Source organism: Agromyces tropicus (assembly GCF_039531345.1).
GTDB classification, from domain to species: domain Bacteria; phylum Actinomycetota; class Actinomycetes; order Actinomycetales; family Microbacteriaceae; genus Agromyces; species Agromyces tropicus.
Genome location: NZ_BAAAPW010000002.1, coordinates 773,623 through 789,290, shown reverse-complemented (window position 1 = coordinate 789,290; position 15,668 = coordinate 773,623). Strand labels below are relative to the sequence as shown.

The window sequence follows — 15,668 nt, the reverse complement described above, 5'->3', positions numbered from 1 at the left end:
CCATCCGGGGTAGGGTCGCGACAATACGCGTCCCGGGGGTGCCGATGCGACCGATCGTGGTGGACCGCAGGGTCCCACTCGTTCGCGCCGCCCTCCTGGGCACCGGGCTCGCCGCCGCGTGGGTCGTCGTGAGCCTCGTCGCATCGCCGTCGAGCGCGTCCGCCGAGGAGCGGCCGGACGGGCTGCTCGGTGCGGTCGGCTCCGTCGTCGGCGTCGTCGACGACACGCTGGACGGCGTGGTCGACGAGGTCGTCGACCCCGTCGCGGCGCCCGTCGTCTCGGCGGTCGAGCCGTCGGACCCGACCGTGGTCGAGGCGGTCGACGCGGTCGATGTCGTCGTCACGGACACCGTGGCCGCGGGCGGCGACGTCGTCTCGGAGGTCGTGGACGCCGGCCCGGCCGGCTCGCTCGTCACGCCCGTGGTCGACACGGCCGACGACCTGGTCGGCACGGTGCCGATCGTCGGGTCGCTGCTCGGCGACGACACGATCGGCACGGTCCTCGATCCGGTCGTCGGCGTGGTCGACGACGCCCTCGACGTCGTCGTGGGCGACCTCGGCCCCCTCCCCGACGACGGCATCCTGCCGTCGCTCCCGGGTCTGCAGGAGCCCGCAGGGCTGCTCCCTCCCGTCGAGCCGGTCGATGGTTCCGCCGAGCCCGCGGCACCCATGGCGGCCGCGCCCGGAGCGGGCGCGGCGTCACCGGGCGCCGGTCGGCCCGCGGCATCCGCCTCGACGGTGATCGCGTCCGTCGACTCCTCGCCGCCGGGGCTGTCGTCCGCCGCGGACGACGACCCGACGGATCCGCCCGGTCCTCCCGCCTCCCCCGCCGCGCCACCGGGTTCGTCCGGCGCGCCCGCCGGCGGCAGCGCCTCGGGGGGCGGCGGCTCCGGCGGCACGTCGGGCGGCGACGCCGCATTCGCCGCCGTGCGGCTCGACGCGCTCGCGTCGCCGGCGCTCACGTCCGTCGACGACGACCTCCCGTCGTCGCCGGTCTTCGACACCGACACCACTCCTGACTGACGGGGACCGCTCCGCCTGCCCGCAGGCGGACACGGTCGCCGCTTCCCGCCCGGGGAGCGGATCCAACCCACTCAGTCAGGAGACATCACCATGCACACCTTCGTATCGAGGGCGCTCACCGCGACCCTCTTCACCGGGGGGCTCATGCTCCTCGGGGCCGGCGTCGCCAACGCCGCGGAGTCCACGGGCGACGACGGGATCCTCTCGGGCACCCAGCTCGGGATCTCGATCGACCTGCCCGTCACGATCGGCGGCGACGCGCTGTCGGTGATCGGCGACTCGGCGTCCACGGATGCCGCGGCCGCGGCGACCGCGGACGACGACGCGTCATGGGAGCCCGTCGCCGTCACCTCCGGTGACGACGGCATCGGCTCGGGCAGCCAGGCGATCGTCGACGTGTCGGTGCCGATCACGATCAGCGGCAACGCCGTGTCGGTCGGCGACAGCACCTCGGACGGCGCGACGACGATCGTCGGCACGGACGGCGGCGGAGCCGACGTCGCCGGCGACTCTGACGACGCGGGCGGGGCCCGGACCAGCGGCGAGGACGCCATCCTCGGCGGCACCCAGGCCCTCATCGACGTGGACGCGCCCGTCACGGTCAGCGGCAACGCCGTGTCGGTGATCGGCGACAGCACGTCGGAGGGCGCGACCACGGTCGTGACCACCCGCGACGGCACCGGCAGCACCGGCGGGGCCCGGACCAGCGGCGAGGACGCCATCCTCGGCGGTACCCAGGTCCTGCCCGACCTCACCCTGCCGATCACCATCGGCGGCAACGCGGTCTCCGTCATCGGCGACAGCACGTCCGAGGGCGCGACCACGGTCGTGATCCCGGGCGGACCGACCGAGCCCGGGGACCCGGGCGACCCGTCGGAGCCCGGCGACCCCGGCGACCCGTCGGAGCCCGGTCGGCCGGGTCACCCGTCGACGCCGGGCGGCGGTCACCACGGCGGCCACGACGGCGCCGTGCCGATGGCCGCCCCGATGCCGTCGGCAGCGGTCGCGCCGGTCTCCGCCGGCACGGCTTCGCTCGCCTCGACGGGGGTCGATGCCGGGTTCTGGGAGCGGCTCGCGCTGCTCCTCGTCGTGACCGGCGGCCTGCTCGTCGGCATCCGGCGGTTCGCACTGCGTCGCTGAGACGGCGCGGGCCCGGCGTCGTCCCTCGGGGCGGCGCCGGGTCCGACCGCACGCAGCGTGCGCGCTGCGCCCACGACTCCGTGCCGCGATTCGGGCCGCGGCGCGGTCGGTCGCGCATCTGAGTCGCGACCGGGCGGGGCGGTGGTCATCGGGTTCCCACCGTCCCGCCCCTCCCCGCGCCCGGGCCACGACCCGGGCGCGGGGCGTCGGATCAGAACAGGTCGGCCGCCGACCCGAGACGGAGGAACACGGTCTCGCCCGTCGCATCCTTCAGTCCGTCGTTGTCGGTGACGGCGTAGACCCGGCCGTCGGCCGCGATCGCGAGGCCCTCGAGCTTCTCCTGCGTCCATCCGTTCACGGCCCGGAGCGCGGGCAGGACGTCGACGACGGCCGAGGTGGACAGGACGGGCAGGTCGCCGGGCGCGCCGACGCCGGCGATCCCCTCGACGCCGCCGAGCTCCACGGCGACGACGCGCTTGACCGCGGCTGCCGGGCCGTTGAGCTTGTCGCGCTCGATGACCGCGAGCGTGTCCTCGTCGACGGCCACGATCTCGGACAGGCCCATCCAGTCGCCGGGCGTCGACGTCGCGGCGAGCTGGACGCCGAACCAGGTCCAGTCGCCGGTCGCGACGTCGTAGCGCCCGATGCGGGTCACGCCCTCGCCGTCGATCGGGCCGGATGCCGCGGCCGGGTCGCTCCACAGCGGACGCTGCAGCGCCACGTAGACGACCTCGTCGCCGGTCGCGTCCGTCGTCGCGGTGACGCCCTCGAGGCCCCACTTGCCGACGTGGGAAGAGATGTCGGCGGGCAGTGCGATCGACTCGACGATCGCACCCGAGGCATCCGTCCGAATGAGCGCGTTGCCCGCTCCGGTGGTCCCCTCCGAGGCGAGCCAGAATCCGCCCTGCGGCCGGGCGAAGATGCCCTCGACGTCGAGCGACGCGGGCGCGCCGCCGTCGGTGACCTCGAGCGCGTCCGTGATGCGCGCCGGCGAGCCCGTGACGTCGACGGTGAAGATCGAGGTCGTCTTCAGCGCCGAGTCGTTGGCGGTGTAGAGCGTGCCCGCATCGGCCGGGTCCGCCGACAGCGCGCCCAGCGCGAGCCAGCCGATGGCCTGCCCGTCGACCGCGTCGGAGACGAGGCTCGGCTGCGAGGTGTCACCCGCGCCGAAGCCGAAGAGGGACACGCTCGCGCGCACGCCCGCGTCGGCCTCGTCGACCTCGCTCGACACGGCGAGCAGGTCGTGGCCCGGGATCGGCAGGATGCCTTCGGGGCCGTTGGTCGCGAAGAGGGTCTGCACGAACTCGGGTTCGACCGGGTCGCTCACGTCGTAGACGACCACGATGTTGCTGCGCTCGCTCGCGACGAAGGCGTACGGCGTGCCGCCGAACTCCGCGACGGCGAGCCCCTCGGGCTCGGGGCCCTTCTTGCCGGCGCGGTCGTCGTTGTAGACCCCGTGGGCGATCGCGAGCTGCTCGTAGGAGGTGCCCGCGTCCCAGGCGAGCTCCCCCGTACGGACGTCGAAGATCGACCAGCCGCGGGTGCCGCCGAACAGGTCGCCCTCGTTCGCGGTCGCGACGTGGTGCTCGTCGACCCAGGCGATCGAGTCGGGCTCGCGCGGCACGTCCACGAGCGATCCCGACGCGTCGATGCGCTTGTCCTTCGTCGTGTCGAAGCCGGTCGCGGTGAGCGTGCCCGTCGAGAAGGCGCCGGTCAGCTTCCGGGTGCGGACGTCGACGAGTGCGACGCCGTTGTTCTCCTGCATCGTCACCGCGAGCGTGCCGTCTGGGCCGAAGGCGACGTACTCGGGCTCGGGGTCGGTGGGGGCGTAGAGGCCGGCGTCGGCGAGCGTCGCCTGCGCCGACGGCGACGAGAACGACACGGGCTGCGCCTTCCAGCTCGAGGGCTTCGCGGCCGTGAGCTTCACGACCTGGACGAAGCCGCCCGGCGCCTGCGGCAGGCCGCCCTCGACGCCGTCGACCTCGATCTCCTCGTCGCGCTGGTTCTCGATCGCGATGGCCGCGACCTTGCCGTCGTGCGAGATCGCGATGGAGTCGGGCTGGCCGCCGAGGTCGATGCTCGCGACACGCTCGCGGTCCGACAGGCGCAGCACGTCGAGGCGGCCCTTCGGCTCGGTGAACGCGCCGCCGGTCTCGTCGACCACGACGAGCACGTGGTCGCCGACGATCGCGACCGAGGTGGGCTGGTCGTCGGCGTGGCCGAGCTCGGCGAGGTCGACGGTGCCGAGTCCGGTCGGCTGCGACGGGTCGGTCAGGTCGAGGAAGCCGATGCGCTTGCCCGCGGCGTCCGTGTACACGAGGGTGCGGCCGTCCTCGCTGACCGCGGAGATCTCGGCGACGGTCTCGTCGGCCGGGTCGACACCGGCGGGCACGTTCTGGAAGACCGGGTAGGTGGCCAGGCGGCCGAAGGCGGATGCCGCGGCCGGCGTCTCCTCGGCGAGCGCGGGCGTCGCGGCGGCGCCGCAGGCGAGCGCGGTCGCCGTGAGCATCGCGGCGACGGGCAGGGTGCGTGAAGGCATGGTCGCTCCGGGGTCGGTGACTGGGATCGACCCAAGATCCCGCCCCGGGGCGACGGCGGGGTGAGCGCGAGGTGAACGGTCGGGACCGGCGTGATGAACCCGTGAGGTGCGCGGGCGCCGGGGTCCTGCCCGGCGCCTCAGCCGGCGGCTGGGCCGGGCACGACGCCGGCGGCCGGGAGCAGGACCCCGTCGATGAGCGACACGAGGTAGCCGGAGTCGACCGGCCGGCGCTCGACGAGCAGCCGGAAGGCGACCATCGCGGGCGTGATCGAGGCGATGAGGTCGACGTCGACGTCGTCGCGGACCTCGCCCCGCTCGATCGCACGGCGCAGGAGCGCGCGGTTCACGGCCGCGCGCGGTTCGATGATCGCCGCGTGGGCGGCGTCCGCGAGCTCGGGCGTGGTCGAGATCATGCCGAAGAGGCCGGCCATGATGCGGAGCTTGCGCTGCGCCTCCTCGATCGTCTTGGGCCGGATCATCGCGACGAGGTCGCCGCGCAGCGTGCCGGTGTCGGGCAGGTGGTCGGCGTCGAGTTCGGAGGCCTTCATGCAGGCGACGGCGTCGAGCACGAGGTCGGCCTTGGACGGCCAGCGACGGTAGATCGTCGCCTTGCCCGCCCGCGCCCGGGTGGCGACCATGTCGATCGTCATGCCCTCGAACCCGGTCTCGGCGAGCACATCGATGGCGGCCTCGAGGATCTCGGGGTCGCGGGTGTGGTCGCGCTTGCGGCCGAGCCGCGCGGGCGCGGCATCGGACGCCACGTCGTCGCCGAGGGACTCGGCCGGAGCCTCGGGGTCGACCCGCGTCACGTCGGCCTCCTCTCGCCGTCGACCTGATGTTGCTGCCATGTTACTTCAGGAACTGAATATATCCGGAACTGTCGAGTTTCGTTTAGAGTGGCTCGCATGTCATCTGCTCCGACCGATTCCGCGACCGACGTCGCGACGCCCGGCACGGCTCCCGCCCGGCGCTGGTGGACCCTCGCCACCGTCGCCCTCGCGCAGCTCATGGTGGTGCTCGACGCCACCGTGGTGAACATCGCCCTGCCCGCCGCCCAGGCCGACCTCGGCTTCTCCGACGGCGACCGCCAATGGGTCATCACCGCCTACTCCCTCGCCTTCGGCAGCCTCCTGTTGCTCGGCGGACGCATCTCCGACCTCTGGGGCCGCAAGCGCACCTTCCTCATCGGCCTCGCGGGCTTCGCCGTCGCCTCGGCGCTCGGCGGCGCGGCGCCCACCTTCGAGGTGCTCGTCGGCGCCCGCGCGCTCCAGGGCGCGTTCGGCGCCCTGCTCGCCCCCACCGCCCTCGCGGTCCTCACGACCACCTTCACCATCCCGCGCGAGCGCGCCCGGGCCTTCGGCGTCTTCGGCGCGATCGCGGGCGCCGGCGGGGCCATCGGACTGCTCCTCGGCGGGTTCCTGACCGAGCAGTTCGACTGGCGCTGGAACCTGTACATCAACGTCGTCATCGCGGTCGTCGCCGCCATCGGAGCGATCGTGTTCGTGCGCCACGTCGAGCGCTCGGGACCGCGGCCCAGGCTCGACCTCCCGGGCACGGTCCTCGTCTCGGGCGCCCTCTTCCTGCTCGTCTACGGCCTCTCGAACGCCGAGACCGACGGCTGGGACTCGCCCCTCTCGTGGGGCCTGCTCGCGACGTCCGCCGTACTGCTCATCGCGTTCGTGCTGTGGCAGCGGCGGGCGCGGCATCCGCTGCTCCCCCTGCCGATCGTGCTCGACCGCAACCGCGGCGCCGCCTACCTCTCGGTGCTCATCGCGGGCGCCGGCATGTTCGGCGTCTTCCTCTTCGTCACCTACTACCTGCAGACCTCGCTCGGCTACTCACCGATCCAGACGGGGCTCGCGTTCCTGCCGATGATCGCGATGCTCGTGCTCGCCGCACAGCTGTCGACGAGCCTCTTCGTCCCGCGCTTCGGGCCGAAGGTCATGGTGCCGTTCGGCATGCTGCTCGCGGCGACCGCGCTCGTGATCCTCACGCACGTCGACGCGGACAGCGCGTACGCGATCGACATCATGCCGCCGCTCATGCTGTTCGGCTTCGGCATGGGCTCGATCATGCCCGCGTCGATGCAGTCGGCGACGCTGGGCGTCGACCGCGCCTTCGCGGGCGTCGCGTCGGCGATGGTCAACACCAGCCAGCAGGTCGGCGGGTCGATCGGCACCGCGCTGCTCAACACGCTCGCCGCGACCGCCGCGACCGACTACCTGGCGGCGCACACGCCGCCGAGCGCGCAGGTCGCCGCGGATGCCGCGATCCACAGCTATGCGGTCGCGTACTGGTGGGGTGCGGGCTTCTACCTGCTCGGGGCCGTCGTCGCCGCGCTGCTGTTCCGTCGCCGCGGCGACGGGCTGTCGCTCGCGCAGCCACGGCCGCGGGCACAGGATCACGCGGACGAGCCGGAGCCCGTCGCGGTCGGTTGAGCACTCAGACCACGGCGGTCAGCACGCCCTGGTCGGGCACGGGCGTCCGCGCGAGCGAACCCCATGCCCGCACCAGGGCCTGCACCGCGGCCTCGGTCGTCTCGGGCGAATAGCAGATCGGCAGCCGCAGGAAGCGCTCGAACGCGCCGTCGATGCCGAACCGCGGGCCCGCGGCGACGATCAGCCCCTCGGTGCGCGCCGCCAGTGCGAGCTGCGAGCTGACCGGGGCGCCGAGGCCGACCCACGTCACGATACCGCCGTCGACGTGGGGCACGTGCCACGCGGGGAACGCGTCGCCGAGCAGCTCCTCGAGGCGGTCACGCCCGGCGCGCAGCTGCTCGCGGCGGAGCTCGAGGATGTCGTCCATGCGGGCCAGCAGCCGCGCGACGACGAGCTGCTCGAGGATCGGCGTGCCGAGGTCGCCGGGGGAGCGGACGGCGAGGAGGCGCCGGATGAGCGGCCGGTCGGCGCGGATCCAGCCGACGCGCACGCCACCCCAGACGGTCTTGCCCACCGAGCCGACCATGACGGCCGGGCCGTAGGCCGCGAGCGGCTTCAGGTCGGCGGCGCGATCGATGTCGAGCTCCGCGGTCGTCTCGTCGGCGATCACGACCGTGCCCTGCCGCGCGGCGGCGTCGAGCACCCGCTCGCGCGCGTCGGCGCTCAGCGAGCGGCCCGTCGGGTTGTGGAAGTCGGGCATGAGATACGCCGCGACCGGGTTGGCGTGGCCGATCGCCCGCACGAGGTCGCCCGCCTCGTCCGGGGCGCCGAACCCCTCCGGACCCGCGTCGTGGGGCGAGGTCGCCACGGTGACGAGTCGCGCGCCCGCACCGCGGAAGGCCTCGTACGCGTGCGGGTAGGTGGGCACCTCGATCAGGGCCCGGTCGCCGCGACCCACGAGCGCCCGGGAGAGCAGCGCGATCGCGTGCTGCGCGCCGATCGTGACCATGACCTGGTCGGGGCTCGTCGGCAGGCCGCGGGCGGTGTACCGGTCGGCGATGGCCGCGCGGAGCTCCGGGATGCCGAGCTGCTCGTAGCCGCTCTCGCCGAGGTGGAGCGGGAGGTCGTCGACCGCGGCCCGCGCGATCTCGGGGAGCCACGGGAGCGCCGGGAGGGCGGCCTTCGAGAAGTCGACGTAGTCGGCCGCCGGCGGCGCCGGCAGGATCGCCGGGGCACCGGGCAGGCGGGCGACGCTCCCGGAACCGCGGATGCTGTGGAGCATCCGCTGCTCGCGCAGTTCGCGGTACGCGGCGGTCACGGTCGTCCGGCTGAGGTGCAGCCGCTCGGCGAGGTCGCGCTCCGCCGGCAGCCGGGTGTCGACGGGGATCCGCCCGTCGAGGATGAGCAGTCGGATCCGGTCGGCGAGCGCCCGATAGGCGCTGCCGCCGTCGCCGCGCCAGTCGCCGAGCAGGGTGTCCAGCGCGCGGGCGCTCAGGGTGGCATCCATGATGCGGGCCACTTTAGGCGAATTGGCTTCTTGCCGAAAGGCCAATCTGAGGATTGGATTGCCACCATGCCGTTCCGTACCCTCCGCACCGCCGACACCGCGCCCGTCTTCGCGCGCCGGCTCGCGCAGCTCTTCATCGGCCTGTACCTCTACGGCCTCGGCATCGCGCTCATCGTCCGCGGCGAGCTCGGCGTCGCCCCGTGGGACGTCCTCACGCAGGGCATCGCGAAGCAGACGGGCCTCGGCTTCGGCCTCATCACCGTCATCACGAGCGGCATCGTGCTGCTGCTGTGGATCCCGATCCGGCAGCGACCCGGCTTCGGCACGCTCATGAACGCGCTGCTCGTCGGCCCGTTCGCGGACCTCTCCCTGTGGATGATCCCCACCGGGCTCGACCTCTGGGCGCGGATCGTGATGCTCTTCGGCGGCATCCTCGTGCTCGCCGTCGCCACGGGCCTGTACATCGGGGCCCACTTCGGCCCCGGGCCGCGCGACGGCCTGATGACCGGGCTGCACCGCCGGACCGGCTGGAAGATCTGGGTCGTCCGCACGGGCATCGAGGTCACCGTCCTCGTGACCGGGTTCTTCCTCGGCGGCAACGTCGGCATCGGCACGCTCGCGTTCGCGCTCCTGATCGGCCCGCTCTGCGGCTGGACCATCCCGATGTTCGCCGTCCGGCGCGAGGCATCGGCACGTCGTCGGCCGCGCGCCGCGCGCGAGCTCCCGCCCGCCACCGGCGCCACGCCCGCGCAGGCCTGAGCCGGGCTGCGGGCGTCGGCCGGCGAACCGACGGATGCCGCGGGGCGCGCTCCCGCGGCATCCGCTACAGGTTCGCCTCCGCGTACACGCGGAGCGCGTCGCGGACGAACGCCGCGCCCTGTTCGCCGCCGTAGTTGGCCGCGAAACGCGGGTCTGCGACGTACATCTCGCCGAGGCCCTCGACGTACGCCCTGACGTCGCCGCCGGGCGTGGTCGCGGGCGTGCCGGGGATGCCCGTCAGCCACTCGACGTGGCGCTTCGCGAGCGCCTGCGCCTCCGCACTGCCGGGCGCGATGCCCGATGCGGCGGCCGCCGTCCAGTCGCGGCCGAGGGCGGCCGTGCGCTCCTTCCAGGCACGACGCTCGTCGTCGCCCATGCCGCGCCACCAGCGGTCCCCCGCGGCGTACGCGTCGGCGCCCCAGCGCTCCTCGACCTCCTCGCGGTACTGCGTGTGGTCGAACCCGTCCAGCATGTCCTTCGCCATGATCTGCTCACCTCCCTCCAGTGCCTCGATGGTCCGCTCGACCGACGCGACCTGCCGCGCCAGCCGGTCCTGCTCCTGTCGCAGCCACGCCAGGTGGCCGGACAGCGCGCGCGACTCGTCGGACTGCCCGTCGAGCACGTCGGCGATCGCGGGCAGGCCGAGGCCGAGCTCGCGCAGCAGCAGGATCCGCTGCAGCCGCACGAGCGCGGCGCGGTCGTAGTAGCGGTAGCCGTTCGCGCCCACCCGGCTCGGAGCGAGCAGGTCGATGTCGTCGTAGTGACGCAGCGTCCGGCTCGTGGTGCCGGCGAGCTTGGCGATCTCCTGGATCGACCAGTCCATCGGTTCCTCCTCTCTCTCTGCGCGGTGGTCGCGTGCGGATGACTCCACCGTAGAAGTTGACGTCGCGTCAATGTCAAGCGGGAATCCGCGGCGTCTCCGCACGTCGCGCGCGCCCGCCGTCGTGCACCCCGCCTCCACCGCCCCCAGGTTCGGGAGGAACTTCCGAGCGGATTCCGGCGCGCCGCGCGGCGCGCGCCCGCGTGTCGCTCGGAACCTCCTCCCGAACGCGGGTGGGGGCGGGGGGCGGGTGAGGGGCGGGGGTCGGGTGGGGCGCGGGCGGGGCGCGGGTGGGGCGCAGGTGGGGGAAAGAGGGGAGGGCGCGGCGGGAGGGCACGGGGGGGCGGCCCCCGCCGACCCCCGCCCTTGACGCCGCCGCAAACGCGATATATCGTGAATCTCACTAACGCGATATATCGCGAATCGCGCCCGGAGGGCGCAGGGCGCGGCATCCGCCCCGCCGCAACCAGAAGGAGCACACGCAATGGCCATCGAGAAGTGGGTCGTGAACCCCGGCGAGACCCGGGTCATCGACCTCGAGCTCGTCCGCAAGCTCAAGGTCGGCCTCATCGGCGGCAAGGTCGACGTCATCGCGCACGACGAGCCCGGCGCGCGCGTCGAGGTCTCGAGCGTCACCGGCAAGGACCTCATGATCCAGATCGACGGCGACGCGCTCGAGATCGACCACGCCCAGCTGCGGTGGGACAACTTCCTCGAGGTCTTCAAGGGCTTCCGCGGCAGCGCCAAGGCCGAGGTCTCGATCCTCGCGCCGCGGCACGTCGCCATGAAGCTCGGCGTCGTCTCGGGCGACGCGCTCGTCTCGGGCTTCGACGACGACGGCCGGTTCAGCTCGGTCTCGGGCGAGCTCGTCATCGACAACCACGCGGGCGACATCGAGTGCTCGACCGTCTCGGGCGAGGTCTCGGTCGGCGACCACACCGGCAAGGTCGTGGCCCACACGGTCTCGGGCGACGTCACCGTCACCGGCGACATCCACGCGTTCAAGGCCGATACCGTCTCGGGCGACATGATCGTCGACTCGCGCGGCACCCCCGGGCGCATCGACACGAACACGGTCTCCGGCGACCTCACCGTCCGCTTCGACGCAGGCAGCGGCGCCCGGTACCGCGTGAACACCGTCAGCGGCTCGCTGCTGCTCGACGACACGCAGATCAAGGGCACGCTCGGCAAGGGCTTCGAGCGCGTGACCGGCGAGCTGGAGGGCACCTGGCTCGACCTCGGCGCCAACAGCGTCTCGGGCAACATCTCCGTGATCCGCCGTCAGCCGGCCTCGGCTGCGGCGAACGCGACGGGCGAGTCGACGGATGCCGCGGGCGCGGCCGCGCACGACGCCGACGCGTCGCACGGCCCGGCCGGCGAGGCATCCGCATGACCCCGCCCGTCTTCGCCCACGGCAACCTGCGCCTGTACCTGCTGGCGCTGCTCGAGGAGCAGCCGCGGCACGGGTACGAGCTCATCCAGGCCCTCTCGGAACGGTTCGGCGGCACGTACTCGCCGAGCGCCGGCACGATCTACCCGCGCCTCGCCAAGCTCGAGGAGGAGGGCCTCGTCGCCAAGCGCACCGACGGCCGCAAGTCGGTCTACGAGATCACGGACGCGGGGCGGGCCGAGCTCGACTCCCGGCGCCACGAGCTCGACGCGATCGAGGAGGACGTGACCGACTCCGTGCGCCGCATGGCCGAGGGCGTCCGCGCCGAGGTCGACACCGCGATGCGGAGCCTCCGCGCCGAGCTCGCCTCGGCGGCACGGGAGGCGAAGAAGGCCGCGACCGAGACGAGCGCGACCGTGAACCTGCACGCCGACTCGAACCGCGCCGTGCACGAGGCCGACCTCGTGCTCACGGAGTTCCGCCAGCAGCTGCGCGTCGAGCTGCGGCGCCAGGCCCACCGCGGCCGGGTGTCGGCCGACACGGTCTCGCTGCTGCGCACCCGGCTCGCCGACGTGAAGGCCGAGATCGTCCGCGAGCTCGCCCAGCGCTAGCACCACCGTCGTCCCCCACGGATGCCGCCGGCACGCGATGTCGGCGGCATCCGCTTTCATGGGGGGCATGTCCGACGTGTCGCTGCGCCCGTGGTCCGACGACGACCTCGACCTGCTGCGCCGTACCAATGCGCCCGAGCTCACGGCGAACCTCGGCGGGCCCGAGTCCGACGAGCAGGTCGCCACCCGGCACGAGCGGTACCTGCGGGGCTGGCGCGACGGCTCGTCGCAGATGTACGCCATCACGACGCCCGACCACCCGGAGGGCGTCGGGGCGATCGGCTTCTGGCCGCGCGACGAGGGCGGCCGGGCGCTGTTCGAGGCGGGCTGGACGGTGGTCGCCGCACACCAGGGTCACGGCATCGCGCGCGCCGCACTCGACCTGCTCGTGGCCGAGGCCCGTGCGGCCGACCCGGCGCGGGCGCTCGCGGCCTACCCGCGGGTCGACAACGAGGCCTCGAACGCCCTGTGCCGGCGCGCCGGCTTCGTGCTCGAGGGCGTCGAGGAGTTCGAGTACCCGAAGGGCACGTGGCTGGCGTCCAACGTCTGGGTGCTGCCGCCCGAGGCCGACGCGACGGCGTAGCCACGGTCCGCACCGCCGGGCGCCGGAACGCCCTGCCGACGCCTAGATCATCGCCATGATCTGCCGCGCGATCATGCGCCCGGCGCGGCTCGCGCCGATCGTCGACGCCTGCGGGCCGTACCCGGCGAGGAAGATCCGCGGATCCTGCCACGCCGCACCCTGGCCGACGGTCACGCCGCCCGCCTTCTCACGAAGCCGCAGCGGGGAGAGGTGGCGCAGCTCCGGCCGGAAGCCGGTGGCCCAGATGATGGCGTCGGCACGCGCCGAGCCGCCGTCGTCCCACACGACGCGGTCCTCCTCGATCCGGTCGAACATCGGCTTCGCGACGAGGAGGCCGCGCTCGATGCCCGCGGCGATGCGGCGGCTCTTGGGCACGCCCGTGCCGCTGACGACCGAGGGGAGCGCGCGGCCCGCCCGGGCCGCCTCGTCCTGGCGCGAGACCGCCGCCGAGGCGCCCTCGAGGTCGAGCTCCTGCCGGTCGAGCCAGTCGATGGGGCGTCGGGACACCCAGGTGAGCCCGGATGCGACGCCCTCGAGCTCGAGCATGAACCCGATGGCCGACGTGCCGCCGCCGACCACGACGACGTTCTGGTCGCGGAAGTCCTCGGCGGACCCGAAGTCGGAGGTGTGCAGGTGGCGCCCGCCGAAGTCGGCCATGCCGGGGTAGTAGGGCACGAACGGCGAGCCCCAGGTGCCCGTCGCATTGACGAGGAACTGCGTTCGCAGTTCCCCGCCAGGCACCTCGGGCGGCGGCGCCGCCTCGAACGTCCTCCGTCTTCGACCGAAGAACCCGCGCGACTTCAGCTCCTCCACGGGTTGCGGGCTGAGGTCGCGGTACTCGATCCGGAGGTCGACGCCGTCGTTGGTGACGCGGCGCACGTCGACGGGCCGGTGCACCCGGAATCCGTAGTGCTCCTCGTACCGGCCGTAGTACTCCGCGACGACGTCCTTCGCGGGCATCGTGCGGTCGGCGGTCTCGAAGCTGAGGCCGAGCTCCCCCAGGCCCGGCAGGTCGTTCACCTTGTGCGCCGTTCCCAGGCGCAGGGACGACCAGCGATGCTGCCACGCGCCACCCGGTCCGGGGGCGCGGTCGAGCATGACGAAGTCCTCGTCGGCGACGAGTTCGAAGCGCCGCAGGTAGTAGGCGACGGACAGCCCCGCCTGTCCAGCGCCGACCACCGCGACCTTCACGCGGTCGGGGATCGCATCCACCCCTCCATCCCACCATGTCCTGAGGGTCCGCGTCGGCCGTTCCGTGGTGTCCACAGCGCCTCCACAGCGCCGCCGCGTCGGCCGAGCCCGGGTCGGGGCGGTGGTAAACTGTCGGCCGGGATTGTTCATTATCAGAAGAGCCGGGTGACGACCATCCCATCCGGCCAGACGTCGTAAGGGGGTCACGCATGGGGCGCGGCCGTCAGAAAGCCAAGCACACCAAGGTCGCACGGGAACTGAAGTACTTCAGCCCGGCCACCGACTACAGCGCGCTCGAGCGCGAGCTCACGGCTTCCCACCACGACCACAGCGACGAGGAGCTCGCCAAGTGGTCGGAGTACGCCGACGACGACTCCTACGTGACCGACGACGGGTCCCACCGCTCCTGATCCCCTCCGCGTGAGCCGTGCCGACCCGGCCGGCTGACGTTCCGAGGTGCGCGCACCCGCGCGATGCCGTCTCCCGCGGCTCGCGCCGGGTCGAGTCGATCCTCCGCGTCCCCGACGCGGGGTCACGTCGTCGTGCGCTCGCGCAGCATCCGCCGCAGGCCGATCCCGGTCACCAGTGCCATGACCACGGCCATGCACAGGCCGGATGCCGCGAACAGCGCGAACACGACCGGCGCCGGGGTCGACAGGCCGACCATCGGCGACGGCGCGAACGTGAACGGCAGGCCGGCGAGCCAGGCGACCATGCCGATCGGCACCCACCGCCATGCGCGCGGCACGCCCGCGCCCGCCAGCACGGGCCACTGCGCGAGCGGGATGCTCGCGAGGAGCACCAGGCCGGCGATGCCGGCGATGACCCACGTCGCCGGCGCGCCCCAGTCGACCGTGGTCCCGGCGTCGGCGAGGGTGGACGGCAGCATCCCGATCGCCCACGCCCCCGACGCGGCGGCGGCGGTCACGGCGATCCAGCGCCCGATGGGGACGGCCGCGGCGCTCCCCCGAAGCGCGAGCGACTGGCCGGCGCCGAGCAGCGCGCCCTCCCCCGCACCGACGGCGACGAGGAGCAGCCACGCGGGCCAGCCGGCGAGGCCGGCGGCATCCGCGAGCGCGAACGCCGTCACGGGCAGCAGGAAGCCGACGGATTCGCCGAGCACCGTGCCGGCCGTCCATCGCCCGAGCCGGAACGGCCGACCCGGCGGGGACGGCCGCGCGGCCTGGGCCCCCGTGGCGGCCGTTCGCGTTCCCATGACCCGATCGTGGGGCGGGCCCGGCCCCGCGGCCACGGCCGATGGTCCCGCCTGTCTCAGCCCGCCGCGTGCGCCGAGGTCGTGGCCGACGCGAGCGATCCCCACGCGAGGATCGCGAACACGATGCGGGCGGCCGCGACGATCCACGGGATCGGCAGGTCGAAGCCGATCCAGAAGACCGCCTCGACCGGCAGCGTCGCGAGGCTGAGGACCGCTCCGATGCGCCAGCCCTGCCAGAGCAGCCATGCGGCGAACCCGACGACGAGCGTCGTGACCGCGAACGCCACGAGCAGGCCGGCGAACATCGGCGGTGCGAACTGGTCCGACCAGCGACCGCCGTACACGGTGAACAGCCCGAAGAACGTCGGCAGCCGACCGGTGGCGACGTGGTACGCGGCGATCGGGATCGCCGTGACGCCGAAGCCGACGACGTACACCCACGTGAGGACGGCGTCGATGCGGGCGAAGACCATGGCGCACCTCCACGGGGCGGACGATGGCCGCATCCTACG

The 15,668-nt window shown here is 73.6% G+C and carries 15 protein-coding genes; 8 read left to right on the top strand and 7 right to left on the bottom strand.

All coding sequences use genetic code 11. The features are described from left to right. Positions 1-56 precede the first annotated feature (56 nt). Together ABD230_RS09505 and ABD230_RS09500 are read left to right on the top strand one after the other, a co-directional pair. A complete protein-coding gene (locus ABD230_RS09505) occupies positions 57-1,022 on the top strand; it encodes a hypothetical protein (protein ID WP_344372303.1) in 966 nt (321 codons plus the stop codon). A gap of 90 nt (positions 1,023-1,112) precedes the next feature. Next, a complete protein-coding gene (locus ABD230_RS09500; RefSeq protein ID WP_344372299.1) occupies positions 1,113-2,162 on the top strand; it encodes an autotransporter outer membrane beta-barrel domain-containing protein in 1,050 nt (349 codons plus the stop codon). Positions 2,163-2,373: 211 nt separating this feature from the next. Here ABD230_RS09500 and ABD230_RS09495 read toward each other — a convergent pair whose 3' ends face one another. Both ABD230_RS09495 and ABD230_RS09490 read right to left on the bottom strand, forming a co-directional pair. Beyond that, positions 2,374-4,701 carry an esterase-like activity of phytase family protein gene (locus tag ABD230_RS09495; RefSeq protein WP_344372295.1) on the bottom strand — a complete coding sequence of 776 codons (2,328 nt, stop codon included), beginning with the start codon at positions 4,699-4,701 and terminating at the stop codon, positions 2,374-2,376. A 137-nt stretch (positions 4,702-4,838) separates the two neighbouring features. Continuing rightward, positions 4,839-5,510, bottom strand: coding sequence for a TetR/AcrR family transcriptional regulator (locus ABD230_RS09490; RefSeq protein ID WP_344372290.1), 672 nt, complete (start codon positions 5,508-5,510; stop codon positions 4,839-4,841). Between the two features lie 96 nt (positions 5,511-5,606). Between ABD230_RS09490 and ABD230_RS09485 the strand changes: the two genes are divergently transcribed. Further along, a complete protein-coding gene (locus tag ABD230_RS09485) occupies positions 5,607-7,139 on the top strand; it encodes an MFS transporter (RefSeq protein ID WP_344372287.1) in 1,533 nt (510 codons plus the stop codon). 4 nt (positions 7,140-7,143) lie between these two features. Here the strand turns inward: ABD230_RS09485 and yczR are convergent, their stop codons facing one another. After that, positions 7,144-8,586: a MocR-like transcription factor YczR gene (gene yczR, locus ABD230_RS09480; protein ID WP_344372285.1), complete on the bottom strand. Its 1,443-nt coding sequence runs from the start codon at positions 8,584-8,586 to the stop codon at positions 7,144-7,146. Between the two features lie 66 nt (positions 8,587-8,652). On the opposite strand from yczR, the gene yczE reads away from it, so the two are divergent. Then, positions 8,653-9,345 carry a membrane protein YczE gene (gene yczE, locus ABD230_RS09475; RefSeq protein WP_344372283.1) on the top strand — a complete coding sequence of 231 codons (693 nt, stop codon included), beginning with the start codon at positions 8,653-8,655 and terminating at the stop codon, positions 9,343-9,345. 64 nt (positions 9,346-9,409) lie between these two features. On the opposite strand, the gene ABD230_RS09470 is transcribed toward yczE, so the two are convergent. Continuing rightward, a complete protein-coding gene (locus ABD230_RS09470; protein ID WP_344372280.1) occupies positions 9,410-10,168 on the bottom strand; it encodes a MerR family transcriptional regulator in 759 nt (252 codons plus the stop codon). 481 nt (positions 10,169-10,649) lie between these two features. On the opposite strand from ABD230_RS09470, the gene ABD230_RS09465 reads away from it, so the two are divergent. From ABD230_RS09465 to ABD230_RS09455, 3 genes are all read left to right on the top strand, one after another. After that, positions 10,650-11,558, top strand: coding sequence for a DUF4097 family beta strand repeat-containing protein (locus tag ABD230_RS09465; RefSeq protein ID WP_344372277.1), 909 nt, complete (start codon positions 10,650-10,652; stop codon positions 11,556-11,558). Further along, positions 11,555-12,166 (top strand): PadR family transcriptional regulator, encoded by a 612-nt coding sequence (locus ABD230_RS09460; protein ID WP_344372274.1) that lies wholly within the window; start codon positions 11,555-11,557, stop codon positions 12,164-12,166. Before ABD230_RS09465 ends, ABD230_RS09460 begins: the two co-directional genes overlap by 4 nt. Before the next feature lie 67 nt (positions 12,167-12,233). After that, a complete protein-coding gene (locus tag ABD230_RS09455; protein ID WP_344372271.1) occupies positions 12,234-12,749 on the top strand; it encodes a GNAT family N-acetyltransferase in 516 nt (171 codons plus the stop codon). A 42-nt stretch (positions 12,750-12,791) separates the two neighbouring features. On the opposite strand, the gene ABD230_RS09450 is transcribed toward ABD230_RS09455, so the two are convergent. Continuing rightward, positions 12,792-13,961 (bottom strand): NAD(P)-binding domain-containing protein, encoded by a 1,170-nt coding sequence (locus ABD230_RS09450; RefSeq protein ID WP_344372269.1) that lies wholly within the window; start codon positions 13,959-13,961, stop codon positions 12,792-12,794. Positions 13,962-14,149: 188 nt separating this feature from the next. Between ABD230_RS09450 and ABD230_RS09445 the strand changes: the two genes are divergently transcribed. Continuing rightward, positions 14,150-14,350, top strand: a complete 201-nt coding sequence (locus ABD230_RS09445) for a DUF3073 domain-containing protein (protein WP_344372266.1) — start codon at positions 14,150-14,152, stop codon at positions 14,348-14,350. A gap of 122 nt (positions 14,351-14,472) precedes the next feature. On the opposite strand, the gene ABD230_RS09440 is transcribed toward ABD230_RS09445, so the two are convergent. Both ABD230_RS09440 and ABD230_RS09435 read right to left on the bottom strand, forming a co-directional pair. Further along, entirely contained in the window at positions 14,473-15,156 is a 684-nt protein-coding gene (locus tag ABD230_RS09440) for a hypothetical protein (RefSeq protein ID WP_344372263.1), read from the bottom strand. Between the two features lie 56 nt (positions 15,157-15,212). Next, positions 15,213-15,629: a hypothetical protein gene (locus ABD230_RS09435; protein ID WP_344372260.1), complete on the bottom strand. Its 417-nt coding sequence runs from the start codon at positions 15,627-15,629 to the stop codon at positions 15,213-15,215. Positions 15,630-15,668: the final 39 nt, after the last annotated feature.